At 37.4% G+C, this 26,729-nt stretch carries 25 protein-coding genes; 1 reads left to right on the top strand and 24 read right to left on the bottom strand.

Translation table 11 applies throughout. From position 1 onward, the window contains the following. Positions 1-300 precede the first annotated feature (300 nt). The gene (locus BN986_RS13270) at positions 301-669 is read right to left on the bottom strand and encodes a DUF4190 domain-containing protein (protein WP_040980674.1); all 369 of its coding nucleotides are present in this window, start codon (positions 667-669) and stop codon (positions 301-303) included. 176 nt (positions 670-845) lie between these two features. On the opposite strand from BN986_RS13270, the gene BN986_RS13265 reads away from it, so the two are divergent. Then, positions 846-1,127 (top strand): DUF2624 domain-containing protein, encoded by a 282-nt coding sequence (locus BN986_RS13265; protein ID WP_040980672.1) that lies wholly within the window; start codon positions 846-848, stop codon positions 1,125-1,127. Positions 1,128-1,231: 104 nt separating this feature from the next. On the opposite strand, the gene BN986_RS13260 is transcribed toward BN986_RS13265, so the two are convergent. From BN986_RS13260 to floA, 23 genes are all read right to left on the bottom strand, one after another. Beyond that, on the bottom strand, positions 1,232-2,128 hold the full coding sequence (locus tag BN986_RS13260) for a deoxyribonuclease IV (RefSeq protein WP_040980670.1): 897 nt from the start codon (positions 2,126-2,128) through the stop codon (positions 1,232-1,234). A gap of 11 nt (positions 2,129-2,139) precedes the next feature. Further along, positions 2,140-3,453 carry a DEAD/DEAH box helicase gene (locus BN986_RS13255; protein ID WP_040980668.1) on the bottom strand — a complete coding sequence of 438 codons (1,314 nt, stop codon included), beginning with the start codon at positions 3,451-3,453 and terminating at the stop codon, positions 2,140-2,142. Between the two features lie 313 nt (positions 3,454-3,766). Continuing rightward, a complete protein-coding gene (locus BN986_RS13250) occupies positions 3,767-4,885 on the bottom strand; it encodes a Nif3-like dinuclear metal center hexameric protein (RefSeq protein ID WP_040980666.1) in 1,119 nt (372 codons plus the stop codon). Further along, positions 4,857-5,600, bottom strand: a complete 744-nt coding sequence (locus tag BN986_RS13245) for a tRNA (adenine(22)-N(1))-methyltransferase (RefSeq protein ID WP_040980664.1) — start codon at positions 5,598-5,600, stop codon at positions 4,857-4,859. The genes BN986_RS13250 and BN986_RS13245 overlap by 29 nt, the downstream gene beginning before the upstream one ends. 361 nt (positions 5,601-5,961) lie before the next feature. After that, the gene (locus BN986_RS13240) at positions 5,962-6,366 is read right to left on the bottom strand and encodes a c-type cytochrome (protein WP_040980662.1); all 405 of its coding nucleotides are present in this window, start codon (positions 6,364-6,366) and stop codon (positions 5,962-5,964) included. 229 nt (positions 6,367-6,595) lie between these two features. Beyond that, positions 6,596-7,147, bottom strand: a complete 552-nt coding sequence (locus tag BN986_RS25750; protein WP_052400772.1) for a hypothetical protein — start codon at positions 7,145-7,147, stop codon at positions 6,596-6,598. 684 nt (positions 7,148-7,831) lie between these two features. Then, a complete protein-coding gene (gene rpoD / locus BN986_RS13230) occupies positions 7,832-8,947 on the bottom strand; it encodes an RNA polymerase sigma factor RpoD (protein ID WP_040980660.1) in 1,116 nt (371 codons plus the stop codon). A 27-nt stretch (positions 8,948-8,974) separates the two neighbouring features. Further along, positions 8,975-10,786: a DNA primase gene (gene dnaG / locus BN986_RS13225; protein ID WP_040980657.1), complete on the bottom strand. Its 1,812-nt coding sequence runs from the start codon at positions 10,784-10,786 to the stop codon at positions 8,975-8,977. Between the two features lie 525 nt (positions 10,787-11,311). Continuing rightward, positions 11,312-12,121: a pyruvate, water dikinase regulatory protein gene (locus tag BN986_RS13220; RefSeq protein ID WP_040980654.1), complete on the bottom strand. Its 810-nt coding sequence runs from the start codon at positions 12,119-12,121 to the stop codon at positions 11,312-11,314. A gap of 28 nt (positions 12,122-12,149) precedes the next feature. Next, positions 12,150-12,779 carry a transcriptional regulator CcpN gene (ccpN, locus tag BN986_RS13215; protein ID WP_040980652.1) on the bottom strand — a complete coding sequence of 210 codons (630 nt, stop codon included), beginning with the start codon at positions 12,777-12,779 and terminating at the stop codon, positions 12,150-12,152. Between the two features lie 195 nt (positions 12,780-12,974). After that, the gene (gene glyS, locus BN986_RS13210) at positions 12,975-15,050 is read right to left on the bottom strand and encodes a glycine--tRNA ligase subunit beta (RefSeq protein ID WP_040980650.1); all 2,076 of its coding nucleotides are present in this window, start codon (positions 15,048-15,050) and stop codon (positions 12,975-12,977) included. A gap of 1 nt (position 15,051) precedes the next feature. Continuing rightward, a complete protein-coding gene (gene glyQ / locus BN986_RS13205; protein WP_040980648.1) occupies positions 15,052-15,930 on the bottom strand; it encodes a glycine--tRNA ligase subunit alpha in 879 nt (292 codons plus the stop codon). A gap of 677 nt (positions 15,931-16,607) precedes the next feature. Continuing rightward, positions 16,608-17,351: a DNA repair protein RecO gene (gene recO / locus BN986_RS13200; RefSeq protein ID WP_040980645.1), complete on the bottom strand. Its 744-nt coding sequence runs from the start codon at positions 17,349-17,351 to the stop codon at positions 16,608-16,610. A 59-nt stretch (positions 17,352-17,410) separates the two neighbouring features. Next, positions 17,411-17,572, bottom strand: a complete 162-nt coding sequence (locus BN986_RS26225; protein WP_081922198.1) for a YqzL family protein — start codon at positions 17,570-17,572, stop codon at positions 17,411-17,413. 316 nt (positions 17,573-17,888) lie between these two features. Next, positions 17,889-18,791, bottom strand: a complete 903-nt coding sequence (gene era, locus BN986_RS13195) for a GTPase Era (RefSeq protein WP_040980643.1) — start codon at positions 18,789-18,791, stop codon at positions 17,889-17,891. Between the two features lie 199 nt (positions 18,792-18,990). Next, positions 18,991-19,353 carry a diacylglycerol kinase family protein gene (locus tag BN986_RS13190; RefSeq protein ID WP_040980641.1) on the bottom strand — a complete coding sequence of 121 codons (363 nt, stop codon included), beginning with the start codon at positions 19,351-19,353 and terminating at the stop codon, positions 18,991-18,993. Continuing rightward, on the bottom strand, positions 19,343-19,807 hold the full coding sequence (ybeY, locus tag BN986_RS13185) for an rRNA maturation RNase YbeY (protein WP_040980639.1): 465 nt from the start codon (positions 19,805-19,807) through the stop codon (positions 19,343-19,345). The genes BN986_RS13190 and ybeY overlap by 11 nt, the downstream gene beginning before the upstream one ends. Next, positions 19,807-21,924, bottom strand: coding sequence for an HD family phosphohydrolase (locus tag BN986_RS13180; protein ID WP_040980637.1), 2,118 nt, complete (start codon positions 21,922-21,924; stop codon positions 19,807-19,809). Before BN986_RS13180 ends, ybeY begins: the two co-directional genes overlap by 1 nt. 515 nt (positions 21,925-22,439) lie before the next feature. Beyond that, positions 22,440-23,402, bottom strand: a complete 963-nt coding sequence (locus BN986_RS13175) for a PhoH family protein (RefSeq protein ID WP_040980636.1) — start codon at positions 23,400-23,402, stop codon at positions 22,440-22,442. Between the two features lie 2 nt (positions 23,403-23,404). Continuing rightward, positions 23,405-24,622, bottom strand: a complete 1,218-nt coding sequence (gene yqfD, locus BN986_RS13170) for a sporulation protein YqfD (RefSeq protein WP_040980634.1) — start codon at positions 24,620-24,622, stop codon at positions 23,405-23,407. Between the two features lie 114 nt (positions 24,623-24,736). Then, positions 24,737-25,036: a sporulation protein YqfC gene (gene yqfC, locus BN986_RS13165; protein WP_040980632.1), complete on the bottom strand. Its 300-nt coding sequence runs from the start codon at positions 25,034-25,036 to the stop codon at positions 24,737-24,739. Between the two features lie 116 nt (positions 25,037-25,152). Beyond that, on the bottom strand, positions 25,153-25,692 hold the full coding sequence (locus BN986_RS13160) for a hypothetical protein (RefSeq protein WP_040980630.1): 540 nt from the start codon (positions 25,690-25,692) through the stop codon (positions 25,153-25,155). 27 nt (positions 25,693-25,719) lie between these two features. After that, positions 25,720-26,715, bottom strand: coding sequence for a flotillin-like protein FloA (gene floA / locus BN986_RS13155; RefSeq protein ID WP_040980627.1), 996 nt, complete (start codon positions 26,713-26,715; stop codon positions 25,720-25,722). Positions 26,716-26,729 lie beyond the last annotated feature (14 nt).

Below are 26,729 nucleotides of genomic sequence, written 5' to 3'. Positions count from 1 at the left end.
TAGTTAGCCTTATTGCTATCTACCAGTATCAAACATAATCTTAATGAAATTCACTAACCTGACAACATTGGTAATCGCAGTCCCAGCACCAGGCCCAGGACGTCGCGAACTTAGTCTGCTTCCTTCATTCTCCCACTGAATTAGCCTTAGTGATTCAGGGAGGTAGCGCCCGTTATCTCCCGCCTAAATTAATTTATTTTCGCTCTTTATTTTGTGGCGGGAGTTTTACGGGCGGTTCTCCGTGATAAAATTATTTTGGTTAAAAATACATTCGCTTCTAAAGAAAAAAGCAAATTCAACCTAAGAAAAAAATGGTATAACGAAAAAGGCTGAAATCAAGGAAAGAATTCCTGCTACAATACCAATGATACCAAGAATATTCGTCCCTCTGCTTCGTGCTACAAAGCCAAATACAATACTGGCAGCTCCCAACATAACGGGCCATGTAAAGAAAGAAATAATAGCTAAGATGATACTTCCCCACCCATATAATGTTCCAGGGTTAAAGCTTTTTTCTTCTTCAAAATCCGGCAAATCAGCATCGGTCAGTTCTGCTGAAAACTCTTCCATTCTTTTACTGTCTAATGTTTCACCTGTATGCTCATACTTCGGTTTTTGGCCATGATTCGGCGTATCCTGTATGTGCTTGTCTGTTTTATGATCACTCATCAGATAAACTCCTTACTTTTTTAGAATTATATGATTAGCTTGTGGAGTTAACAACATTTCATACAGGGATCATGCGGAATTTTTAGCAAAGAATGGTATAATCTTTTAGTGTCTGCATATATTTACATGATGGATGAAAATAAGTGAAATAACATATTAACAAAAGGAGCGATTATATGTCTTTTTTTATAAAAGAAATGATAAAAAATAAACTGCGTAGACTAACCTCAGATGAAATTTTACATTATAGCAGTGAATATGGATTTTCTATCACACGCACGCAGGCTGATCAGATTGTAAACTATTTAAGAGCCTCTTCTCCGAACCCTTTCGATCAAGCCGATCGCGATCGATTTATGGTGGAACTTGCAAAAATTACGGACCAAAAAACAGCAGTAGCAGCTCAGCAATTAATGGATGAGGTTATTAAATCATATGGTATGGAACATTTATTTTAGATCAAAAAAATGAGCACCCTGTCATGGGAGTGCTCATTTTTTTGATCTAACAAAATTAATTATCATTTAACCAGCTTGAAGGCAAGACGGAATGAAATGTCATTTTATTTATCTTCCATAATTGTTTCTTTTAAGTTCTCCTGGAAACCACCTTCATGCAGCATAGCTATTTCATACTTGTAAGGCGGTTTTTTGTTCTTCTTATCTGTACCTACATAAGGTGTCTCAAGGATCTTAGGCAGCTCACTAAGTTGCGGATGATGAACCACTTTGTGAAGTGCATCAAAACCAATATAGCCAAAACCGATGTTTTCATGACGGTCCTTATGAGCCCCGCGGTCATTTTTACTATCATTGACATGAACAACTTTCAAACGGTCTAACCCAATGATTTTATCAAAGGTATTTAATACACCATCAAAATCATTTACCACATCATAACCAGCATCATGAATATGACATGTATCTAAACAAACAGAAAGATGTTCATTATGCGTTACACCAGAAATAATTTCAGCAAGCTCTTCAAATGTACGTCCCATCTCAGAACCTTTACCAGCCATCGTTTCTAAAGCAATTTGAACATCATTTTTTTGTTCAAGCACCTCATTTAACCCTTCTATAATTTTAGGGATTCCTTTTTCTGGACCTTCACCAACATGAGCTCCTGGATGAAGCACAATTTGCTTTGCTCCTAAAGCTTCTGTACGTTCGATTTCACTTCGTAAGAAATTAACACCTAATTCAAATGTCTCTGGTTTCACCGTATTACCGATATTAATAATATACGGTGCATGCACAACAATATCGGCTATGCCATGAGACGCCATATGTTCTAACCCAGCTTCAATATTTAATTCTTCAATCGGCTTTCTTCTTGTATTCTGCGGGGCACCTGTATAGATCATAAATGTATTTGCACCGTAAGAAGCAGCCTCTTCACTAGACCCTAATAACATTTTCTTTCCATTCATGGAAACATGAGAACCTATTTTTACCATTTCTCTTCCTCCTAACGCTTTTTCTTTTTCTGATCTTTAGTTAATTGTCTTTTAATTTGCTGTTGTTGCTGTTTTTGCTTTTTCTTATAGCCCGGCTTGACCTTTTTTGCTTTTCTTATTCGTTTCCAAGCCTCCCGGTCCGTACTTGTATCTTCCGTTTTACGACGTTGTCTTTCATTCCAGGATTTATCGTCGATCCATTCTCCCTGTTTTATTTCTACAAAAGAGAAACCTAGACCTTTTTGTTCTAATCTTTCAATTAAACGTGCATCCTCTTCAGAATAAATGCTAACAGCTGTTCCCTCTAAACCAGCTCGGGCTGTTCTGCCGACACGGTGAATGTAAAAATGCTCCTCTTTTGGCAGCTGTGCATTAATCACGTGACTTACTCCCTTGATATCAATTCCTCGTGAAGCTAAATCCGTCGCGACTACATATTGATAACGTAATTGCTGTATGTCTTTTAACACACGTTTTCTTTCTCTCGGTGTTAACCCACCATGAATCACACCAACATTTAATCCGTATCCTTTAAGCGCCTCTGTCAGATCATTTGCTTGCTGCTTTCCATTTGTAAATATCAACGCCAGATACGGGTGAACCGTCTGAGAGATATCCCAAATAATTTTTGCTTCATCCCGATGCTTTTTCCGAATAAGCCGGTGTTCCATCGTCTCTGGTGAAAAATGCTCTTCAATTTTAATATACTGTGGTTTTCTCAAATATTTTTTAAAGAAATGCTGCAAACGTTGAGGAATGGTGGCTGAGAAAACAAGTAGCTGTATATCTTGTTTAGAGCGTACTAATAATTGATCGACTTCTTCAATAAAACCTAAATCAAGCATTAAATCTGCTTCATCAATAACAAAGGTCTCTGCACTATAGATAGATAATGCTCCGTCCTTTACTAAATCTAAAATTCTTCCTGGCGTACCGACAACAATCATTGGCGGTGTCTTTAATTTTTCAACCGCTTTTTGTTTATCTGTACCGCCAACAAGCAGTTTTGCTGTCCACTTTTCCGTTTTGTCGGCAATGGTAATGATTTTTCTTACTTCATTATAAAGCTGTGTTGCCAACTCTCTTGTTGGTGCAGTAATTACAAATTGTACTTTCTTTTGGTTTTCATCCAATTTTTGAAATAAAGGTAATAAAAAAGCATGCGATTTACCGGATCCGGTTCTGGACTGACCAATAACACTTCTATTGTCCAAAATTGCAGGAATCACTTGTTTTTGAATCTCTGTCGGTTCTTTAAATTCCAGCTCTTGAATAATATTTTGGATATTCTTATCTAAGGATAATTCTGCAAATGTTTTTTCCATCTATTTCCCTCCTTTAAAATTTCTTTTTTCATTTATTTTTATCACTATGAAAAGCAGCAGACTAAGTTCGCGACGTCCTGGTGCTGGGACTGGGATTACCAATGTTGTCAGGTTAATCGACCGTTCCGGAAAACACTACGCTTTCCGTGGGCTTGAGCTCAGCCTTCTCGAAAAAAGAAGTTCGCTTTTTTCTGCGGGGTCTTCCCTCCGCTCTTTCCCACAGAAGTCTCCGTAATTTTCCTCTGGGACTGCGATTACTCGTCCTATCGTAAAGAGTTCTGCGTCGAAAATGCCCACTGAATGAAGTTTCGTTTTATAGAAATACGAACGGATCTGTATTCACTTGGGAAACATAAACCTTTGACTGAAATGCAGGTATTTCTTGTATCAACTTATTTTGTGTTGCTTTTTTCATAATCTTTTCGATATAATGACCTGCATCAATAATTGTCAGTCCGAGCTGCTCTGCATCTTGAGCAGCGTGGAATGTCATATCCCCTGTAATATACACATCTGCTTTTTTTCGAACTGCATGATTTACATATTTCTCTCCGCTGCCGCCCAAAACAGCAACTTTTTTTACATTCTTTTCTATATTACCAGAAACACGCATCTGGGGCATGTCTAAATTCTTTTTGACTGTCTGAATAAATGATTTCATGGATACAGACTGATCTAGTATTCCAAAGCGTCCAATACCAATAGGCTCTCCTTTATTTTCTAATGGATAGATATCATAGGCCGGTTCTTCATATGGATGGACAGAATTAATCGCTTGGATAACCTTTGAAAGTTTTTTCTTAGGCACAATTGCTTCTAATTTCTTTTCATCTACATAAGTTAGCTTATTCTCTTCACCAATATATGGATTAGCTTCCTCTGATGGGCGGAAAGTACCTTGTCCAGCACTTTGGAAGGTACAATGACTATAATCCCCAATCTGTCCTGCCCCGCCTTCATTGAAAGCATCACGCAATTCCTGTATATGTGAATCTGGGACAAAAACAACGATTTTAAGTAAAGGCTCTTGGTCTAAAATTTCTAAAGGCTCTGTATTTTTCAAACCAATTGCATCACTTAATAAATCATTTACACCGCCCTGAGCAACATCTAAATTCGTATGCGCAGCAAAGACGGTAATATCATTTTTTAATAGCTTCTGTATGACTCTGCCTTTAGGATGGTCCACATTAATTTGTTTTAAAGGCTGAAATAATAAGGGATGATGCGCGATAATCAAGTTTACTTCTTTTTCAATTGCCTCGTCAACTACCTCTTCCGTTACATCCAGTGTAACCAGAATATTCGAGGTTGCATCGTGAAACCGGCCCGTTTGTAAACCAATATTATCCCAATGATAGGCAAGGCTCTTAGGAGCCCATTTATCCATTATTTGAAAAAAATCAGCATGTTTCCTCGTTTGTTCCTTCATGATATAATTCCTCCTTAATCCAGTGTAATTCTATTTGGAAATCTGATATTTTCTCATGATTTATTTGCTTTGCTTGCTGCATTTGGGAAATAATCCGTTCTATATTTTCTTTCTCCTGTGTCCATTTTTTGATAAAAGAAGCATTTTTTTCCTTTATCAAATATGGACCTAATAATAACTGTTTCCTCTTTTTCTGTTCGTTATCACTGTACGGCGAAGAAACATTCACATTACGATCAGCAACAAGTACTTCATAAATATGCCCTTGCTCGTCTACAATCTCTTCGGCAATCAATATAAAACCATTGTGATCAAACCATTTTCTAACCTCTCTTGCATCCACATTAGGCTGAGCAATAATTCTATCCGCAGATTTGGCAACAGTTGTTTTATTTTCTAAAATGGAAGTGATCAATGATCCCCCCATTCCTGCAATAACAATTTGTTTAACCTCGTATTCTTTTAAGATGGCTAACCCATTTCCTAAACGAGCATCAATTTGCTCTTCTAATTGATGGAATTGAATGGTCTTTTTGGCACTATCTAATGGCCCCTGGTTGACCTCACCAGCAATTGCTCTTGCTGTTTGATCTCTCTGACAAACATATGCAGGTAAATAAGCATGGTCAGAGCCAATATCTGCAAAATTTGCTCCTTCCGGCAGATAATCAGCCACTATTTTCAAACGGTTAGAAAGTGAAATATGTTGATTCATTATTTGTTCTCCTTTTAAAGGTTGTTCTTCGTGTTTTTACTCTTAGCCTGGGACTGGGACTGCGATTACCAATGTTGTCAGACTAGTGCGACCGCTACGACGGGTTATGGTGGGGTGAGTTAATCGCGACCCCAGAAAAACACTACGCTAGTTAGTCTTATTGCTATCTACCAGTATCAAGCAAAATCTTTGTAAAATTCATTAACCTGACAACATTGAGACCTGCGATTACTCGGTCTATTAAAACCGTTGCTGCGGTCACTCGCTCCACCGAAAACATTATTAAAATTATACCTTTCTTAAACACACAATAAGAAAAGCTTTCTGCACGAACCAGAAAGCTTTCATTTTTCATTATATATTATTGATGCTCGCTTAACCACTCACTTAGTGCGTCTAACTCTTCACCTTGAAGCTGAGGAAAAGCAGGCATGCCTCCGTCTGTTCCATTTTCAACGATTTCAGCAATTTCTTCCTGGGAATAAGTATTTCCAATTTGTGATAAATCAGGAGCAGAACCACTTGCTAAATCTTGTCCATGACAATCTACACAATTACTTTGATATACTTCTTCCCCAGCATCTGCCGAAGTAGACTCGCCGCCTTCTTCTCCATCTCCCTCTGCTTGTTCAGATTGTTCTTCACCATTTTCTTCAGCATCCTGAATAGCTACTCTCTGATCAATACCAATCACTGAAATAATGATGACTGCAATTAGCCCTAGCCCAGCAATAATAGCATATGGTATAACCGGATTTTTTTTCATTACGCTTCCTCCTTATGTAATACAAATATTATAAAATAAAACCTTCTTCAGTAGAGACCTATTTGATCCACTGAATATTAATTGAATAAATCAAGGTATTAATGTCCATCATCTCCACCTGAGAAAAATTTGTTTTCCTTAAATGTGTGGTAGACGTTTGCCAGACAATTGCACCGAGATAAATCCATACTACTATTAGTTTACTCGAAATCTAAAAAATTTTAAAGGATTATTCAAGATATTTAAAAAAAACGACATAAGTTATGACAACTACTATTAAAACAGCTCCTGCATAATTAAAAACAGGCATCTTTTTCAAATATCCAAAAGTAATCCAACCTGCTCCATTTGCGGTAATAACAAAATTCATATAGCTCCCTAATCCTGCAGCTTCAAATATACAAATGGATAATTGTAATACATATAAAAACTGAATAAATATAAATAAATAACGGTATCGCTTTGAAGTATTCTTCCTGACACTTAAGTAGATCAAAATATTTATTATGAAAGTAATACTTAAAATACTTGTCATGGTATACCAAGCTATATGATAGTAATAGTCTACAAAGATAACGCTTACTAAAATCATTACAATAAACATGAAATGCAGCTTTTTCCATATAGATAACCACGTATTTTTTTTATCTGTAATTTTTATTTCTCCGCCTTTGGTATATAACGCTAATAAAAAGTCACATTGTTCTTCCGGCAACAAATGATTTTCTTTCCACTTTACTATCTCTTGGATAATCAATTGATTTTTTTCTTGCTTCTCCATACATTCACCCCGGAAGTTATATATGCATGCATCTCCAAAATGCGAGATGTCGCTTTATTACACTTACCACTCCACTTTTATCATTTCAGTGAAAACGAAACTTCATTCAGTGGGCATTTTCGACGCACAACTCTTTACGATAGGACGAGTAATCGCAAAAGCTCTTCAGTGGGGGAGTAATCGCAGCAACGGTTTTAATAGACCGAGTAATCGCAGGTCTCAATGTTGTCAGGTTAATCGACCGCTACGGAAAAACACTACGCTTTCCGTGGGCTTGAGCTCAGCCTCCTCGAAAAAAGAAGTTCACTTTTTTCTGCGGGGTCTTCCCACTGCGCTTTCCCACAGGAGTCTACGTGTTTTTCCTCCGCTAGATAGTTTTTTTGCCATCTATCTGTAACCAATATAATATTTAAAAAATTTATTAACCTGACAACATTGGTAATCGCAGTCCCAAGTCCAGGACGTCGCGAAGTTAGTCTGCTGCTTTTCTTCCACTGAATTAGCCTAAGTGATTCAGGGAGTTAGCTCACCTGATCTCCTGCCTAAATAAATTTATTCTCCCTCTTTATTTAGTGGCGGAGTTTTACGGGCGATTCTGCGTGACAAATAATTGGAATATGCAAGTCATTAGTATATAACCTGCATATTCCAGTCTGTAGAATTAACTTATTATTGTTTTCTTTCTTAATCAAGAAAATCTTTCAACCGTTTACTTCGGCTTGGATGTCTTAATTTGCGTAATGCTTTCGCTTCGATTTGACGGATTCGTTCTCTGGTTACACCAAATACTTTTCCTACTTCTTCGAGCGTTCTTGTTCTTCCATCATCTAATCCAAAACGCAAACGAAGCACATTTTCTTCTCTGTCTGTTAATGTGTCTAATACGTCCTCCAGCTGTTCTTTTAGTAATTCGTAAGCTGCGTGATCAGATGGGGAGATTGCTTCCTGATCCTCAATGAAATCGCCTAAATGAGAATCGTCTTCTTCCCCGATCGGCGTTTCTAAAGATACCGGTTCTTGAGCAATTTTTAGAATGTCGCGCACCTTATCAGGGCTTAATTCCATTTCTTCGCCAATTTCTTCTGGTGTCGGTTCACGTCCCAAATCTTGCAACAGAGAGCGCTGCACACGAATTAATTTATTAATGGTTTCCACCATATGAACAGGGATACGAATAGTACGAGCTTGGTCAGCGATTGCACGAGTAATTGCTTGTCTGATCCACCAAGTTGCATAGGTACTAAATTTAAACCCTTTGCGATAGTCAAATTTCTCAACAGCTTTAATCAAACCCATATTTCCTTCTTGAATTAAGTCTAAGAAAAGCATCCCCCGTCCCACGTATCGTTTTGCAATACTGACAACGAGACGAAGATTGGCTTCAGCTAATCTTCTTTTGGCTTCAATGTCTCCTTCTTCAATTCGGGAAGCAAGTTCAATTTCCTCCGCTGCGGAAAGTAAATCTACTCTTCCAATTTCTTTTAAATACATGCGGACCGGGTCATTAATCTTTATACCTAAAGGAACACTGAGGTCATTTAGATTAATTTCTTCTTCTTTTGCGATTTTCTGCATTTCGGGGTCGTCCTCAGACTCACCTAACACATCGACACCCTGGTCTTCCAGGTACTCATAAAACTCATCCATTTGTTCGGGTTCCATGTCAAAATTAGATAAACCATCAGCGACTTCTTCATAAGCAAGCGTACCGCGTTTTTTCCCCATGTCAACTAATTTTTCTTTTGCTTGCTCTAATGTGAGTTCGGGTTCTTTCATATGCGAAGGTTTTTGTTCGGCCATGAGTCCCCCTCCTTCCAAATTGTTGAATTATTTTTCGTTTTTTTGCTTTTGCAATCGAATTAACTCCATTGCTAAACGTGCAGCTTCCAAAGGATCATTTTCTTGCTCCGCTTTTTTTTGCTGCTCTTTTAAGCTTTTTTTCGTTGGACTCTGATTTGCTTCTCGATGAATTATTCGTAAATAATCATCAATTTCTTCCTCAGTACTATTCTGGACATCACTGGACATCGCTAGTTTAATGACCTGATTCTTCAGATGTTCATCAGATAACCTTTCCATAAATAAACTAATATCTGGTGAATTACCTTCTTCATAAAATGCATATAAATGCGTTGCTACAATTTTATGGTCATTTACATTAAATCCTGCTCCAAGTTCATTTTGTATTTTTTCAGCTATATAGGCATCTTGAAGCATATAAGATAAAATTCTTTTTTCTGCATTAATATATGCCGGATATAACTTTCTTTTATTTACAGATACATATTGATTAGTATAACTCTTATTACTTTGATTATCCTTCGAAGCAGGAAGACTTTTTTGGTATTGAGCCAACTGGCTCATCAAGGTTTCTACAGACAAGTCAAATTCCTTATGCAATTCCTGAATATAATATTCCCGTTCTAACGCACTCTCAATCAGGGAAAGTTCTTTTAAAACGCGTTCGATATATTCAATGCGCTCACTTTCCAATTGCAGATTAAAATGCCTGCGTTGATATCGCATAAAGAAACTCATATAACTGTCGCTGGTGCGCAAAACTTTTTCTTTAAACGCTTCCCCTCCATGTTCCCGGATATAGCTGTCCGGATCCTCTTTTGCATCTAAATTGGCAAGACGGACCTCGCAGCCAACCGATCGTAATAAAAGCGCCGCCTTATAACGTGCTTCTATCCCAGCACTGTCACCATCAAAACAAATGATAACCGTATCGACATAGCGGTTTAAAAGCTTTGCCTGCGTCTCTGTCAAAGCAGTTCCCATCGTAGCCACAACATTCTTAACTCCAGCTTGATAGGCGGATATAACATCCATATAACCTTCCATTAAAATAGCTTCATTTTCCTTTCGAATATGACGTTTCGCCAAATCAAAATTATATAAAAGCTTACTTTTTTGAAAAAGTTCACCCTCTGAACTATTTAAATATTTAGGTCCACTGTCGTCCTCTAATGCTCTGCCTCCAAAACCGACAGTACGTCCCAATGCATTACGAATAGGAAAGATCACTCTGCCGCGAAAACGATCAATGACTTCATTATTGTCGTTTCCAGCGACAATACCTGTTTTTAAAAGCATTGGTTTAGAATATCCTTTCTGCGTAAGAAACGTTGCAGTAAAATCACGTTTATTTGGAGCGTATCCAATTTGAAACTCTTCTAATGTCTCTTTTGTAATTCCACGACTTTTCAGGTACTCTAATCCATCCTTCCCATCTTTTTGGTACTTTATGAGGTGATGGTATAATTTTGTCAACCATTCATAAGCCGAGAGCATCTGCTCTGTTTCCTCTGATAAGGATGATTCTTTTTTTATGGATGCTGTTGGCAGTTCCACACCGGTGCGATCAGCTAAATACTTTAATGCCTCATAAAATGTAAAATTCTCCATTTCCATTAGAAAAGAGAATACATTTCCTCCTTTTCCGCAACCAAAGCAATGAAAAATTTGCTTTTCTTGCGTAACTGAAAACGAGGGTGTATTTTCACCATGAAAGGGACATAGACCAAAATAGTTTTTACCTTGTTTTTTTAATTGAATGTACTCTCCAATGACATCGACAATATCATTGGATTTTTTCACTTCTTCAATAATTGGTTCAGGTATTTGATTAGACATGGTTACCACCAACTATTCTATTTGTTTTTTCTTAAGGGATGTCCTAGAAGTCCAACCAAACTGATATATCAAGAAAAGGAACCTCTACAAAGATCCCCCGCTTTATGTGGGTAACTTAGAAATCATCGCATCTTGTGAAAATGCGTTAGGTTACTTTTCCGGCAAGTTGTTACGTTCTCAACCGATCGTCCCTTTTTATCAGACTTTTTGAACTCACTCACTTTTAGAGAGATTATGCAAAATCCTCCTTTTTAAACATCTGTTACTTCTTTTCTCATTATTCGACATATTTTTTTCTTATTCTCAAAAAAAATAGCCTTAACATAGTTTCTACAAAGGATGCATAGATTCCTTCTTTTTCAGAGCAAATTATGATTAAAATTGTATTTTTAATTAAATCTGCTCATACGATTTATCATTATAATATATTTTTTAATAGATTTCTATTAATTTGTATAGAAATCTATTAAAAAAAGAAAAAACATTCCGTGAGAGTTGCATACAGAATGCTTTTCAAACGATTAATTATTTTCTACTTTGCCACATTCTAATAATTTGATTAGCTGTTTCTTCCACAGCTTTATGAGAAACATCAATGACCGGACAGCCTATTTTTCCGACGACATCATTAAAAAATTCCAATTCCTGTTCAATTCGGTTTACATTTGCATAGGTCGCTTGATCGCCTAATCCTAATGCTTTTAAGCGTTCTTTACGAATGCCGTTCAGCTTGTCAGAAGAGATACGGAGGCCAATACACTTTTTAGGGTCAACCATCATAAGTTCTTCTGGCGGATCAACCTCTGGAACAATTGGAACATTTGCCACCTTAAAACGTTTATGTGCTAAAAATTGAGAAAGCGGCGTTTTAGAAGTTCTGGAGACTCCTATTAAAACAATATCTGCACGAGTAATGCCTCTAGGATCTCTTCCATCATCATATTTTACAGCAAATTCAATAGCCTCAATCTTTTTGAAATAATCTTCATCTAATTTATGAACAAGCCCAGCCTCTAGTCGCGGCTGGTCGCTAAAAACACGCTCCATCGCATCCATTGTTGGACCCATGATATCAATTGCCTCAATATCTATTTCTACGGCACGCTTATTTAGATAAGCACGTAGCTCTGGATCAACCAGCGTAAATCCGATAAGATTCGAATTTAATTTTGCCTGTTGTAAAAATTCATCAATCGTTTCTTTATCTTCCACGTATGGAACACGCTGGATTTTATAATCTCCACTTTTAAATTGACTTAAGCCTGCTTTAATTACCAGCTCAGCTGTTTCCCCCACAGAATCAGATAACACATAAATCACTTGCTGCTCCGTCATCTCGATATCCTCCCCTTAGCATATAAAATTAAATTGTATCTTCAATCGTTAATTCAACCAGCAGTTTGGTCATGGTTGTTTTGGTAATCCGGCCAATAACTTCAAGGCCGTTTTCGGTATCTTTTACAACAGGGACACCATCAATTTGCCGTGATATAAGCTGGTGAGCTACATCGATAAGCAGATCATTTTTGTGGCAAACTGTAATATTTGGCATTCTTGTCATGATAATCGGAACGGGTATCGAGCTTAAATCCTGTCTGCCCATACTTGCTCGTAACAAGTCCTTCCGAGAAAGAACTCCTACCAAACATGAATTTTCATCAACAACAAAAAGCGTGCCGACATCTTCTAAGAACATGGTGGAAATAGCATCGTATACAGATACCTTCTCGCTAACAGCTACAGGGACTTGCTGAAATTCATAAACTTTATATCGCTTGATCTTCTCTGTTAATAACTCTGAACCTGTTTTACCCGTATAAAAGTAGCCTACACGAGGACGTGCGTCTAAAAAACCAGCCATTGTCAGAATAGCTAAATCCGGTCTCAATGTAGCGCGGGTTAACGTAAGCTGGTCTGCTATTTGCTCACCCGTGATCGGACCGTCTGCTTTTACTATTTCTATAATCCGCTGTTGTCTTTTCGATAAGTCCACTTTTTCACCACCTATACTGCTACATTATTCGTAAATGAATATTACGACTTTTAGTGCTGATTGCATCAAAATTCATATATATGGATGATAACGTACCATGTTTTTTCTTTTTTAAACATGGTACGTTATATAATTCGACTTTATTCACTAAAATTCCTTTTTTACGCCTTAGAAAGTATAAAAAATTAATCTATTTTACGCATGCTGCTTCCAGGCTATTTTTCGTAAATCCGCATATTTCAGGATAAGCACGGAAAGTTCATGAATCATGGATAGACGGTTTTTTCTTACTTCTTCGTTATCATCCATAATCATATTATGATCAAAAAATGCATGGATATCGTCGCCTAAATTAGCAAGCAGATTCAGTGCACCCTTACTGTTTTGCGCTTCTAAATATTCGATATAACTTGACTTTACTGATTCGACAGCATTGTATAAAGCTTTTTCTGATTCTGTTTGGAAAAGAGAAGAGCTTATCTCGTGGTTTTTATCCTCCACCTTATCTTCCAAATTGAGCACACGTACCAGTGCTTCTTGAGAACTTTTAAACTGAGCATCTGCTTTTTTCACAGATAAAACATGCGCTTTATCAACTGCAAAATGAAATATTCCTAATTGATTATCTACAACAGCATGAATAATGTCTGTTTCGATATCTTCTTCACGCATTAAATATTCGGCACGAGAAGCAAAAAAGGCTTGTAATTCATCTTTCGCAGAAGCATTTACCACTAAACCAGAATCTTGTAATACCGTTAACGTATATTCAATTAAAGATTCTACGGTTAGATCCCAATGTTGATCCTTCAAAATACGTAAAATCCCCATTGCTTGCCTTCTCAAACCATAAGGGTCCTGAGATCCGCTTGGGATAAGACCAACACTGATACAGCCGGCAATTGTATCCAATTTATCTGCAATACTCAGCACCGCACCGACAGTCGTTGCCGGAAGCTCTCCATGAGATTGCTTCGGCAAATAGTGTTCACGAATAGCTTGCGAAACTTCTTTTGTTTCCCCAAAAAATGTAGCGTACTTTTCCCCCATCACGCCTTGAAGTTCTGTAAATTCATTTACCATATTTGTCATTAAATCAAATTTACTAATTTCAGCCGCACGTACAATTTCTTTTATTTCCGTTAACTGAAGCTCTTTTGCTAAGTGGTGGGCAATTTTTTTGACACGGTTTACTTTCTCTGCATAAGTACCCAGCTTTTCTTGGAAAACAACGCGGGTCAGTTTCTCCTGGAAGAAATCAATGGAAAGCTTTTTATCTTCTTCAAAGAAAAACTCTGCGTCCGCAAGACGTGCCCGCAGCACCTTTTCATTTCCTCTGATGACTGTTTCCAGCTCATACGCATCGCCATTTCTTACACCTACAAATTGAGGAAGCAGCTCGCCATCACGTTTCACCGGAAAATAGCGCTGATGCTCAGCCATTGACGTAATAAGAACTTCATTTGGTAATTCTAAAAAGGAAGGTGCGAAACTGCCAACAAAGGCTGTTGGATATTCCACAAGGTTTTTCACTTCACTCAAGAGCTCTTTCTCAACGGGAATATGAAAGCCATTTTTTTCTTGCAATGCCTCAAGCTGTTCCACAATGATCGCTTCCCGTTTTTTCGCATTTGCAATCACATATTGATCACTTAAGAGCTGTTCATATTGTTTCGGTTCCTCTATTGTAAGCTTGCCGCTGAGGAAACGGTGGCCATATGTGAAATTACTTGTTTTCACATGCGCGATTTCAAAAGGGATTACCTCATTACCGTAAAGTGCAACTAACCAGCGGATAGGTCTTGCATAACGTAATGTTTCATTTGACCAGCGCATATTTTTGCCGAATGTAATGGACTCAATAATATCCTTAAATTCCGGAAGTAAGGATTGTACCGCTTTTCCTTCAATATATTTTTTTACATAAATGTAAGAAGTTCCTTTAACCTCTTTGATATAAATATCATCAGTTGTTTTTCCTTGACCTCTTGTAAAACCTTCCGCTGCCTTCGTCCAGTTCCCCTGATCATCTTTCGCAATCTTCAACGCAGGTCCTTTTGCTTCTTCTTCTATAGACGTCTGGTTATCTGCTGCTTCTTTAATAAGAACAGCTAATCTGCGCGGTGTTGAAAAAGAAACCGCAGATGAATAAGAAATACGCTGATCATCCAGCCACTTTATTGTTTTATCTAACATTTGTGCTTCCGCATCATCTATAAACCGAGCTGGCAATTCTTCTAATCCAATTTCAATCAATACATCCTGTGCCACCCTAGTTCGCCTCCTTTTTCAACATTGGGAAACCTAATTTTTCGCGCTCTTCTACGTAGATCTTTGAAATACTACGCGCAAGATTACGCACCCGGCTAATATAACCTGTTCTTTCCGTTACAGAAATAACCCCTTTTGCATCTAAAAGGTTAAACGTATGGGAGCATTTTAAAACATAATCATATGCCGGGAAGACAAGTCCTCGCTCCATGGTCGCTTTTGCTTCCTGTTCGTATTTTGTAAATAAATCAAACAACATATCTGTATTCGATGTTTCAAACGTATAAACCGAATGCTCATATTCTGGTTGATAGAAAATATCACGCAGCGTCACACCGTTATTCCACTCTAAATCAAATACATTTTCTTTATCTTGAATATAAGAGGCCAATCGCTCAATTCCATATGTTAATTCAACGGTAACCGGATTCGCTTCTAAACCGCCAATTTGTTGAAAATAGGTAAACTGTGTGATTTCCATTCCATCTAACCATACTTCCCAACCTAGACCAGCTGCTCCAAGTGTTGGATTCTCCCAATTGTCTTCTACAAAACGAATATCATGCTTAAGTGGGTCAATCCCAAGTTTTTTCAAAGACTCTAAATATAATTCTTGAATATTCTCTGGAGAAGGTTTCATGACAACTTGAAATTGATGATGTTGATACAGACGATTTGGGTTTTTCCCATATCTGCCATCTGCCGGACGTCTGGAAGGTTCTACATAGGCCGCATTCCATGGTTCTGGTCCTAAGCTTCGCAGCAACGTCATTGGAGACATTGTGCCCGCACCTTTTTCTGTATCATAAGCTTGCATTAAGATACAATTTTGATCTGACCAATGATTTTGTAAAGTTAAAATCATTTCTTGGATATTCATTGACTCCACTCCTTTAATGGATAAGTAATTTAATATAGTTATTAAGGGAATATTAGACAACGTGGCGTTCACTAAAACCACTCAGATACTAAAATACTGTGTCCGTCGTATGTTTCCTTTCATACTAAAAAGCCGTCCCTATGTCTGTTGTTCAAACAGACATAGGGACGGCTTAAACCGCGGTTCCACCCTATTTGCCCTTGTTTTCAAGGGCCTCTTTTCATTTCCGCTGCTCCGAAGTTCCTTCCTGAAGCTTCTATATATCTGGCTCACACCATTCCAGACTCGCTTTTTACAGAAAATGCTTCCGTACTCTTCTTCATCATTACAGCCATCATTTTGTATAAGATTACATTGCTTTAAACAGATTTTATGTACAAATCATACTTCATTACCCCTTAGCTTGTCAATTATTACTTACTCAACTTTCGCACCTTAAAAAGAAACTTCCATAGAAACAGGAGTTGATCGTTCCTTTGATAACTCTCTTGCCAAAGGGTAAAGAAAGTAAAGTGTAAGATCACCGCTGCGGCGGAGTGGTTGGTCGGAGCGGAGCTATGCACAATCACCAATTCCAAAATGGCTGGATATGTAACCAAAAAGCAAACACAATAATGAAAAACACGACAATCCTGGAATGGCGAGATATATGCTTATTCTTAGGTGCTAAAGTTTAGTTACTTAAATAAATCAAGCTGATCCAAAAACTTTCGTGATTTAATGTAGTATCCTCCATATCGATCATAATAAGCTTTTAATATAGCCTGAAGCATTTTCACATTTTCCGGTTTCATTTGGATCGTACCAATACGTTCTAGTTCTACTTCTGAAAATAAATACAACAGTTTAGCTAATTTTTGGGAAAGTTCTATTGCTTCCGGGTCTATATGACGACATCTGATACAAAGAAATCCGCCTTCCACCACAGAAAACACAAAAGGGTGCTGCCTTCCTTCACAGTTCAAACACTGATTTAAAACGGGAGCAAATCCAGCCTTTTTATAGAGCTTTAATTCATACATCATGATTGGAATTTCAGCTTGGTCCTTCTCTTCAATCCACTGTAATGTTTGTTGAAATTGTTCAAACAGAAATGGATCTGTACTTTTATTTTCTAAAAGTTTATCTGTAAGCTCTGCAATATAGGAGCAATAAGCAGTTTTTATAAAATCTTCCCGTATTGTACGGTGAGAGTTTAATAATTCACCTTGTTGAATTGTACTGAGTCCGCTGCCTAAATAAACAAAAAAGCGGGTGAATACGAATGGCTGAGTAACAGCAGCCATTCGACTTTTTGGTTTTTTCGCGCCTTTTGCTAAGGCTTGAAACTTTCCAAACTTCCCGCTATAGATTGTTACTAATTTATGCGTTTCACCATAATCTTTTGTTTTTAATACAATACCATCTATTTGTTCCAACACTCTAAATCACCCGGCCTCACTTTTCATTGAACAAAAATTAAAAACTTCAATCGGCATGGTTAAACAGATGGCAAGTCTATACTTTTGTACGAAGAAGATCGTGTCTGTTTATTTTGTTCCTGTTCCGGGTTTAATTCTTTTTGCTGCTCTAGTTCTTTTAATAATAAATAGGTTTCAATGTTTCCTGTTTGATAAAACAAATTCCATGTAGCATCTAACACAAGAAACCCCACCTTTCAAATTATTTTTTTGCTAAGCAATAGCACTTGGCAAATAAGTGCTACGAAGGCATTTGCCTAAAACTTACACTCTAGAGTATAAGGAACCCCCCAAAACAAAATTCGCTTTGAAAAGCCCCTTTAACGTATACCGAGATTTCTAACTAAAAGGACAGCCTGACATTAACTTCCCGCTTCTTTTATAGGTTGGTTCGATTTTATTGTTTTCATTAGTATAAAAAATTACCATCTTTACGAGGAATTTCAAAAAAGCTATTTGCCAATAAAAATAACTATTCTAACCCTTTGAACATACTTTTTAATATTCATCAAGTCGGAATCCATATTCATGTAATTGATTCTGTTTGTTTCTCCAATCTTTTTTCACTTTTACCCAAAGCTCTAAATATACTTTGGAACCAAGTAATGCCTCGATATCGCGGCGTGACTGCTGGCCGATTTTTTTCAGCATGCTTCCCTGCTTGCCGATTAATATACCTTTTTGCGAGCTTCTTTCTGTAATAATCGTGGCTTGTACTAATAATTTTTCCTGTTCTCTCTCTTCTATATTTTCAATGACAACCGTAATCGAATGCGGTATTTCTTCTTTTGTATGATGTAATACCTTTTCCCGGATAAGCTCAGAAATAATAAATCGTTCTGGATGATCTGTGATCTGATCTGTCGGGTAGTACTGCGGTCCTTCCGACATTTTATCTGCAAGTACCTCTAACAAATGATCCACATTATTTCCTTCCAATGCAGAAATTGGAATAATTTCATCAAATTCGTAAAGATCCTTATACTGGTTAATCAGCTGCATCAGTTTTTCCGGTTCAATTTTATCAATCTTATTAATAACCAGGTAAACGGGCTGATTTACTTTTTGTAATAAATCAATAATATACTGATCTCCACGTCCATAACCCTCATCTGCATTAATCATGAATAAAATGTTGTCCACTTCATTCAGTGTATTCTCTGCCACCTGCACCATAAAATCGCCTAATTTATGCTTTGGTTTATGAATTCCTGGTGTATCAATGAAAATCATTTGATACGCTTTCGTTGTCAAAACACCCTGTATTTTATTTCTTGTCGTTTGCGCCTTATCACTCATTATTGCTATTTTTTGTCCAATTACCCGGTTCATAAAAGTCGATTTACCAACATTTGGCCTGCCAATAATAGCAATAAATCCTGATTTGAAATTATTTGTCATGCTGCGTTCCTCCGAATTTCTATTGTGTGCTTACTACCTATCATACTACATTTTTAAATTGGTTTCATTATATCGACAAAACCTTTAATAATGATACAATGGGTTACAAAAAGAGAGGTTTTATGATGACCTCTCTTTTTGTAACGATATATGTTGGACCACTATAACATTTTCAATACAATACGGTTCTTCTCAAAAATCATATTAATTGAATTATTTTAGGAGCGAAAATAAGTATTCCGACTACAATGGATATCAGTGCCGTAACAAGAACAACTCCAGCTGCAATATCCTTTATTTCCTTTATTCTTTCATCATAACCCGGCTGAATAAAATCCATCACCCGCTCAATGACACTGTTTATCATTTCAGTGATAAGTACCAGACCGATCGTTAATAAAATAACTGCCCATTCGATGAGAGAAAGACGGAAAAAGAAACCTGCTGCAACTACAATCATCGTAGCGACAAGATGCAGTTGAAAATTTGACTCCTTTTTCACAACGGTTTTCAGCCCTGCCCAAGCATAACGGAATCCAACAACTCTTTTCTTATCTTTCAATGCCAAATTCACCTAGAATTTCGTCTTGCCTGCCAAACATTTCCTTCTCATCTTCCACATTCATATGATCGTACCCAAGCAGGTGCAGGAATCCATGTAATGCTAAAAAGGCCAGCTCTCTCTCAAAGCTGTGATTATACTCCTCCGCTTGCTCTTTTGCCTTATCGATAGAAATAATAATATCTCCAAGTACAACTGGCAATCCTTCACCAACAATTTCAAGCTCTTCCTCTTCCATTTCCTGCATAGCAAATGAAATAACATCTGTCGGTCGATCTTTATCCCGATAATCTCTATTGATTAATTGAATTTGTTCATTATCCACAAAGCTGATTGAGATTTCTGCTTCTGCAGCTACTTTTTCTTTTTTTCCAGCAAAAGTAAGCAACTTTTCAACAAGCTCTTTATGTGCCTCAGACACAGCAATTGTTTCATCTTGAAAATCAATAAGCATTATTTATCTCCTTCCTTCTTCGGATACTGAATTCTAGAATGGAAAATTCCTTTCAAAGCATCACAAACCGTATGTTGAATGATTTTCAACTCTTTTAATGTTAAAGGACTGTTATCTAATTGTCCATCTGAAATTTTGCTGTTGATAATAGAAGAAACAATGGAATCAATCGTCTCAGGTGTTGGTTCTTGCAAAGAGCGAACTGCAGGCTCAACAGAATCACAAATACAAACAATTGCATTTTCTTTCGTTTCTGGCTTTGGTCCTGGATACCTGAAGTCTGCTTCTTCTGTTTCAGGGTCTAACTCCTTTGCCTTCATGTAAAAGTATTGAACTACAGAATTGGAATGATGCTGCTTCGCGATATCAATGATTTCCTTAGGCATTTTATGCGCTTTTAATAAATTTGCCCCATCGGTTGTATGCCGGATAATAATATCTGCGCTTTCTTTAGGCGGCAATTTATCATGCGGATTATTATTCGGCATTTGATTTTCAATGAAAAATCCTGGTCGTACCGTTTTGCCAATATCATGATAATAAGCACCTACCCTGGCCAGTAATCCATTTGCGCCTACTGCTTCACATGCCGTTTCACTGATGTTAGCAACCATCACAGAATGATGATATGTTCCAGGAGTCTCCACCAGAAGCCGTTTTAACAGTGGTTGATTCGGATTAGCTAATTGCAGAAGTTTCATATCTGTTAACATTCCCAAAAAGCTTTCAAATAATGGTAATAAACCGATTGCCAGGATAGCCGAGAGACACGCCGCTACTATTCCAAAGGCAAGGTATAAAAAAACATCGAACCATGTATATTTTTCAAAGGACAAGAATAAAAATAAAATAATGACAGCTGAATGAATTAAAATTAATCCAATGGCTGTTTTTAAAATAACAAGACGTTCACTTAATTTCTTCATTAATACAATCGCAGCAAGCTGTGAAAAAAGAAAATAAATTGCTGCTTCTACATGCAGCATCCCGGCAATATAGTTATTAAACATAAATGCTGCTAATATAGAATATAAAATGCTTAGACGCAGTGCGGAACGATCGCTTATTAATACTTTTAATAAAATAGCTATGGCAGCAATCGGGGTAACTAAATATAATGCATTTGATTGGTCAAAGAAATAACTCTGAATCTTCATAACAAAAATGGCCAGTATACTCAACAGTAAAACAGCTATGATTGGTAGAACGCTCCAATCTCTTTCTTTAGCAATTTGCAAGCATTCCATTCCGAAAAAGTAAGCAATAACAGCAGCAAGAAATCCTAAAGCAAGAATCGGGTAAATATTACCTTCCTGTGATAATACACCTACTAATTCGAGTTGTTCATAAATTTCATTCGTAATTGTCTGCCCTTCACGAACAATGGTTTCCCCTGCACGAATAACAACAGGATCTACAAGTGTTGCGGCATCTTTTTTCTCTTGTGCAGTTGCCTCATAATCAAAAAATGAATTTTCTACCACTGCAAAGTCTGCCAAATCCAGTAAAATTTCCTGTAAATTTTCATCTAACTCTGAATAAGCTAAATCACGTTCTATGTTTGTAATTCCAGATTGAATATTTTCTGCTCTTATCCCTTGATTCAGTACATTTTCCAAACTCTGCGTAAAGACTGTATTAGCTTCTTCTAAAGCTGGTTCTGGCTGTTGCAATAATGAAATAAATACCTCTTCAGAAATTTCTGAACTGATTTCTTCTGAGAGTAAAGACCTTATTTCAATTGCTTCTTCTTCGTACATATCTTCTATTGTATCCTCATCATGCTCCTCTTTTAACGTTAATACAGCGTCAAAGATTTCGTTAATATAATTAATTCTTTCTTCTGTCACTTCTTCGGAAATACTATATCGATCAGGAACAGCATTAACAGCTTCCCGGATCCTTTGGTCTGTTTCCTGCTTATTTTCAATCGTAATCGGGGAACGTATTGTCTCTTCAGAAACAGCAAAACGTTTAATATCATATGTATCTGTACGCACATTATCTAATAGCGTCAAAAAAACAATGGCTCCTATAAGGAGGGCTGGAATAATTGCAACAAAATATTTACGTCTATTTTTAAAAAAAGGAAGTATTTTCTTCCATCTTTTTTTCAATACCTTCACCCCCTATTACATATTTTATCATGTATTGTGATGGATTTATCTAGTTAAATAAAGTGAAGCTTGATCTTGTAGGCCGGAACGAATCGGGCAGCTACTGGTTGACCGATCTTCCACTTAGAAATAACATGATTTCTTCATCTCTTAAAGTGGGAGCCTCGTAGCTAGTTACACTGCGATAAAATTCCCACTTTATATAGATATAGACTGTTTCTCTGAAATATTTACTTAAGTTTCCATTATTAGCACCAAAAATAACCTTAAATATCCTATCTATTATGTAAAATCAAAGAAATATCTTGTCCTTATCGAAAACATTTGCGCTTTCATCGACTAAAAATGATCACACGATGTGACCAACGTCGATATTAGGATATCATATCCATCGCATTTTTTCCTTAAATGGCTTATATTTTCTAATGGTGGAACAATAAGGATGAGACACACTTTTGTCTCATCCTTCATTCCACGTTAGGAAAGCACAAGAAAAACGGACATTCGCTCTTTTTCTAATCACTTTCTGTTTCGTAAGCGTTTATTATTTTTTGAACGAGTGGATGGCGTACCACATCAGCTGCTTGCAAATGCACAAAAGCTAATCCTTCAATCGGAGACAGCATTCGCTCTGCAACCTTTAATCCAGAAATAATACCTTTAGGGAGATCCACTTGTGTCATATCTCCAGTAATAATCATTTTTGAGCCAAAACCAAGGCGGGTTAAAAACATTTTCATTTGTGCTGGTGTCGTATTTTGTGCTTCATCCAATATAACAAAAGCATCATCTAATGTTCTGCCTCGCATATAAGCTAACGGAGCAATTTCGATAGTTTCTCTTTCAATTAAACGCGCTGTATGCTCCGCCCCTAACACATCATGCAATGCATCATATAGAGGTCTTAAATAAGGATCTACCTTCTCCTTTAAATCCCCTGGTAAAAAACCTAAGCTTTCGCCGGCTTCTACTGCCGGTCTAGTTAAAATAATTTTTTTTACCAGCCCGTTCTTCATAGCGTGTACGGCCATAACAACAGCCAGATACGTTTTCCCTGTTCCCGCTGGACCGATCCCAAATACGAGGTCCTTCGATTTGATAGCCTGAACATATTGCTTCTGCCCAAGTGTTTTTACACGGATCGACTTTCCTTTATAATTCTTTGTGATTTCATCTTCAAATAAAGTCTCAAACTGTTTGATCTTCCCTTTTTTCGCTAAGTCTACAGCATAGACAACATCCCGTTCCGATACTGTCTGGCCTTTCCGGATAACACTTAAAATGGTCAGCAGAATCTCCTGCACTAACTGTACTGCCTGATTGTCTCCAGAAACACGGATGGATTCACCTCTGGATATAATATCCACCTCAAGTAAAGCTTCCAATTGTTTTAAATGTTTATCGTTTGTACCAAATAAAGCAAGTGCTTCATTGGCACCTTCTAATTGTAAATCAATATCCACTAATTTTTCGGGCATAATCAGTCTCCTTGAGTAATAAGTTCTTCTTTTACAATATTTTCTTCTACCGAAAGATATAAGACTAATTCAACTTTACCATGCTCTATATGTTCATGTAAAATTTTTTCTGATAATATCACAGCTTCTGGCCCCAGTTCATGGAGTAATTGTACTTTAGCTTGTTCAATTCCTGCTTCTATAGCTTCTTCATTCGATCTCTCTTCCTCTATGATCTCTGTCTCACTAATTTCTCTGGAAACATAAGAAATCGGCAGCTCCCATTTCAAAAAATGAATGGGCTGTTCTCTTTGTTCTTCTTGAGAATGAATAAAATCAGGGTTTTTAAATCCCCAGAAAGGAAGCTGCACATCTCCAAAACGCAAATAATGCTTCTTCTTCTGGTCTCCGGTTATTTCCTCTGCTTGGTATTGAAGTGGAACAGTGACTTGCACTTCATACCATGTGTTTGCAACTACGTCTGCCTCTGCAGCAACAGGTTTATCAGACGGTTCTTCAGCGTCGGTATTATCTTCCCCTTCTTCTGTATTTAAATTACCAGACACTAAAATTTCTCCAGGAACAACATAATCATTAACGCTTACCATAGCTCGTCCTCTAGAAACATACATGTTTGTAATAATCCCTTTTTTTGTTGCCACTAAATTCCTAGGTTCTCCAGGAGGTATTTCTTCTACAATTGTTTTTTCAACAGCTTCTAAATGCAGCGTTGTCCCTTGAAGGTGGACGCCTGTCCAAAGCAGCTCGGGAACTTCATTTAAGAGCTGGCGTTGAATATCTTTTGGTGTAGCAAGAGAAAACAGCCATGCACCGGGATATATCCCTAATGAGTCAAGCTCTGTTTCTATTTTTTCCTCAATTTCTTTTGGTACACCAGTTATATGAACAGACCATAATAAGTTAGATAAAACGAAGAAAAATAAAAAACCAGTAAGTATACCAGCGAGTAAATATTTTTTTCTACTAAGCCTTGAAAGAAAAAAAGGAAAGCCTTTGGAATCCATAAAGGAAACTTTATATAAAGAATCTCTCCTTATCTTTCTTAAGGCCCCTAAGTCTTTGTACATAATCGTAGCTTGACAGCATTCCTCTTCTACTTTTTTTACATCCCAAATACGAATCCCCTGGCTGGCACATTTTTGTAAGAATAGTTCTGGTCTAACTCCTTTAACACGAACAGTAACGTATGCACGTATAGACGGCGGGTTTTGTTTTTTCATTTCAACCTCCTATTGCTCGTTTGCTATCCTCAATTTTGCATAGAATCATACTACCTTTTCCAAAAATTTATTTTTATGAAGGAAGTTTCTAAAAGCTTGATGAAAATGGAAATTTCATACTTCTTTTCCACCTTCTTTGTTTAAAAAGAGTACTTCGGAAATGGTTCCCTCTAACATAATTTCTTTTGGAAGCATCATTTTAAGCACAAAAGAATGTCCTTTAATGCTTACAAACCCATTTGCTACCTTTAGCCTCAGCTCTTCATTGGTATAGAGGGCTAAGCCTTGATGATTTTCAATATAAAAATGCAAATGTCCAATAATTGTTATGCGAGGCATCTCCATAACAACATCGGATGGAAGAGAGAATTGCTCCATTAAAAGTGAACGGATTCTTTGTTGCCATTTATTCAATGATGATCCCCCCTCATTGATACATATGTAATTCATTCTTTGAACAGAACTAGATAAAATGAAAAATACCCTAATCAGCATAGACTATGCCAATTAGGGTATTTCTGTGTTTCTCTTTATTTTCTTCTCTGCACGATACTTCTATACGGCTGCTTCGCTCGCGGCGGCCCTAAGACCTCAGCCATAATAACACCGTTAACTAATCCTTTTCCATCGAGATTTCCAGAAACACGTTTCTTCATTTCGTTCTTTCCTGGATTATCTCCTTCATCCTTACGATCCACAATCAAATCCTTGAAATTTTGCTTTGCGTCCTCCACATCTTCTTGAGAGGCAGTTTGATATCGATTCGTCATACGCTCCATTTGCTTTCTCTGCTGTTCTTCAATACCTCCAGCAGAAATATCCGGACGTTCTCCCTCTCTATAGACTTGACGTTCAGCACGGGGCTGCTCTCTTTTTCTTTGTGTCTGCTGCCCCGTTCTCATCTCCTGTGGTGAACGTTGCTGATTAGGTCTGGATGATGTCTGATTTTTTGGAGGTGTAGACTGCTTTTTTTTCTGTTCTTCCTGTTTCTTTTTAGAATCACCCAGGAATGCAACGATTCCGGATATAATGATAATAATAAGAAACAGATTTTCAAATATCCAGTCCATATGCCCCCTCCTTTATTTTCATTTTAATTACTTATTTTGGTCGTCATCCTTATTATCCGTAGAAAGCTTACCAATGGAATCACGCATATCTGTATCGGCATCAATGTTTTGATAGTTCATATAATCCATGACACCCATTTTACCAGAGCGCAATGCTTCTGCTAATGCTAGTGGTACATCAGCTTCTGCTTCCACCACTTTCGCACGCATTTCCTGAACGCGGGCAAGCATTTCTTGTTCTTGTGCTACAGCCATTGCACGGCGTTCTTCCGCCTTCGCTTGCGCAATATTCTTATCTGCTTCGGCCTGGTCAGTCTGCAGGATTGCTCCAATGTTCTTACCGATATCCACATCAGCAATATCAATGGATAAAATTTCAAATGCGGTACCTGAGTCAAGCCCTTTACTTAATACCGTTTGAGAAATCATATCTGGATTTTCTAATACTTCTGTATGGGCATTAGAGCTACCAATTGTACTTACAACCCCTTCACCGACACGGGCAATGATTGTTTCTTCACCAGCACCACCGACTAAGCGGTCGATATTGGCACGTACTGTAATTCTGGCTAAAGCTTTTACTTCAATACCATCCATTGCAATACCGGCAATAAATGGTGTTTCAATCACTTTCGGGTTTACACTCATTTGTACCGCTTCTAACACGTCACGACCCGCTAAGTCAATCGCAGCTGCACGTTCAAATAATAAATCAATATTTGCTCGTTGCGCTGCAATTAGTGCATTTACTACTCTGTCTACATTACCGCCCGCCAGATAGTGACTTTCCAGCTGGTTGGTTTTCACATTCATCCCGGCTTTATGCGCTTTGATAAGTGGATTAATAACACGGTTTGGTACTACCCGGCGCAAACGCATACCGATGAGTGTAAAGATACTGATTTTTACCCCGGCTGCCAGGGCACTAATCCATAGTGCAACTGGAACAAAAGTAAATAAAATTGCTAAAGCAATAACAATAACCGCAATAATAATCAGCGGCATTAAAATATTTTCATCCATGCTGATTCCTCCTG

The organism is Oceanobacillus jeddahensis (genome assembly GCF_000750635.1).
GTDB classification, from domain to species: Bacteria; Bacillota; Bacilli; order Bacillales; family Amphibacillaceae; genus Oceanobacillus; species Oceanobacillus jeddahense.
The sequence above is the reverse complement of the archived record's forward strand: the minus strand, read 5'-3'. Positions and strand labels throughout refer to the sequence as shown.

What these genes read in the sequence shown, in the direction of transcription:
- ybeY (WP_040980639.1), bottom strand. Translation starts at nt 19,807, where the DNA reads ATGCTTATTGATTTTCAAGATGAAACAATTGCTGTGTCTGAGGCACAT.
- floA (WP_040980627.1), bottom strand. Translation starts at nt 26,715, where the DNA reads ATGGATGAAAATATTTTAATGCCGCTGATTATTATTGCGGTTATTGTT.
- BN986_RS13160 (WP_040980630.1), bottom strand. Translation starts at nt 25,692, where the DNA reads ATGGACTGGATATTTGAAAATCTGTTTCTTATTATTATCATTATATCC.
- BN986_RS13220 (WP_040980654.1), bottom strand. Translation starts at nt 12,121, where the DNA reads ATGACGGAGCAGCAAGTGATTTATGTGTTATCTGATTCTGTGGGGGAA.
- BN986_RS13175 (WP_040980636.1), bottom strand. Translation starts at nt 23,402, where the DNA reads ATGCCCGAAAAATTAGTGGATATTGATTTACAATTAGAAGGTGCCAAT.
- BN986_RS13265 (WP_040980672.1), top strand. Translation starts at nt 846, where the DNA reads ATGTCTTTTTTTATAAAAGAAATGATAAAAAATAAACTGCGTAGACTA.
- yqfD (WP_040980634.1), bottom strand. Translation starts at nt 24,622, where the DNA reads ATGAAAAAACAAAACCCGCCGTCTATACGTGCATACGTTACTGTTCGT.
- BN986_RS13245 (WP_040980664.1), bottom strand. Translation starts at nt 5,600, where the DNA reads ATGAATCAACATATTTCACTTTCTAACCGTTTGAAAATAGTGGCTGAT.
- glyQ (WP_040980648.1), bottom strand. Translation starts at nt 15,930, where the DNA reads ATGAATATCCAAGAAATGATTTTAACTTTACAAAATCATTGGTCAGAT.
- BN986_RS13240 (WP_040980662.1), bottom strand. Translation starts at nt 6,366, where the DNA reads ATGAAAAAAAATCCGGTTATACCATATGCTATTATTGCTGGGCTAGGG.
- BN986_RS13250 (WP_040980666.1), bottom strand. Translation starts at nt 4,885, where the DNA reads ATGAAGGAACAAACGAGGAAACATGCTGATTTTTTTCAAATAATGGAT.
- dnaG (WP_040980657.1), bottom strand. Translation starts at nt 10,786, where the DNA reads ATGTCTAATCAAATACCTGAACCAATTATTGAAGAAGTGAAAAAATCC.
- BN986_RS13255 (WP_040980668.1), bottom strand. Translation starts at nt 3,453, where the DNA reads ATGGAAAAAACATTTGCAGAATTATCCTTAGATAAGAATATCCAAAAT.
- rpoD (WP_040980660.1), bottom strand. Translation starts at nt 8,947, where the DNA reads ATGGCCGAACAAAAACCTTCGCATATGAAAGAACCCGAACTCACATTA.
- BN986_RS13270 (WP_040980674.1), bottom strand. Translation starts at nt 669, where the DNA reads ATGAGTGATCATAAAACAGACAAGCACATACAGGATACGCCGAATCAT.
- BN986_RS13260 (WP_040980670.1), bottom strand. Translation starts at nt 2,128, where the DNA reads ATGGTAAAAATAGGTTCTCATGTTTCCATGAATGGAAAGAAAATGTTA.
- era (WP_040980643.1), bottom strand. Translation starts at nt 18,791, where the DNA reads ATGACAAATAATTTCAAATCAGGATTTATTGCTATTATTGGCAGGCCA.
- BN986_RS25750 (WP_052400772.1), bottom strand. Translation starts at nt 7,147, where the DNA reads ATGGAGAAGCAAGAAAAAAATCAATTGATTATCCAAGAGATAGTAAAG.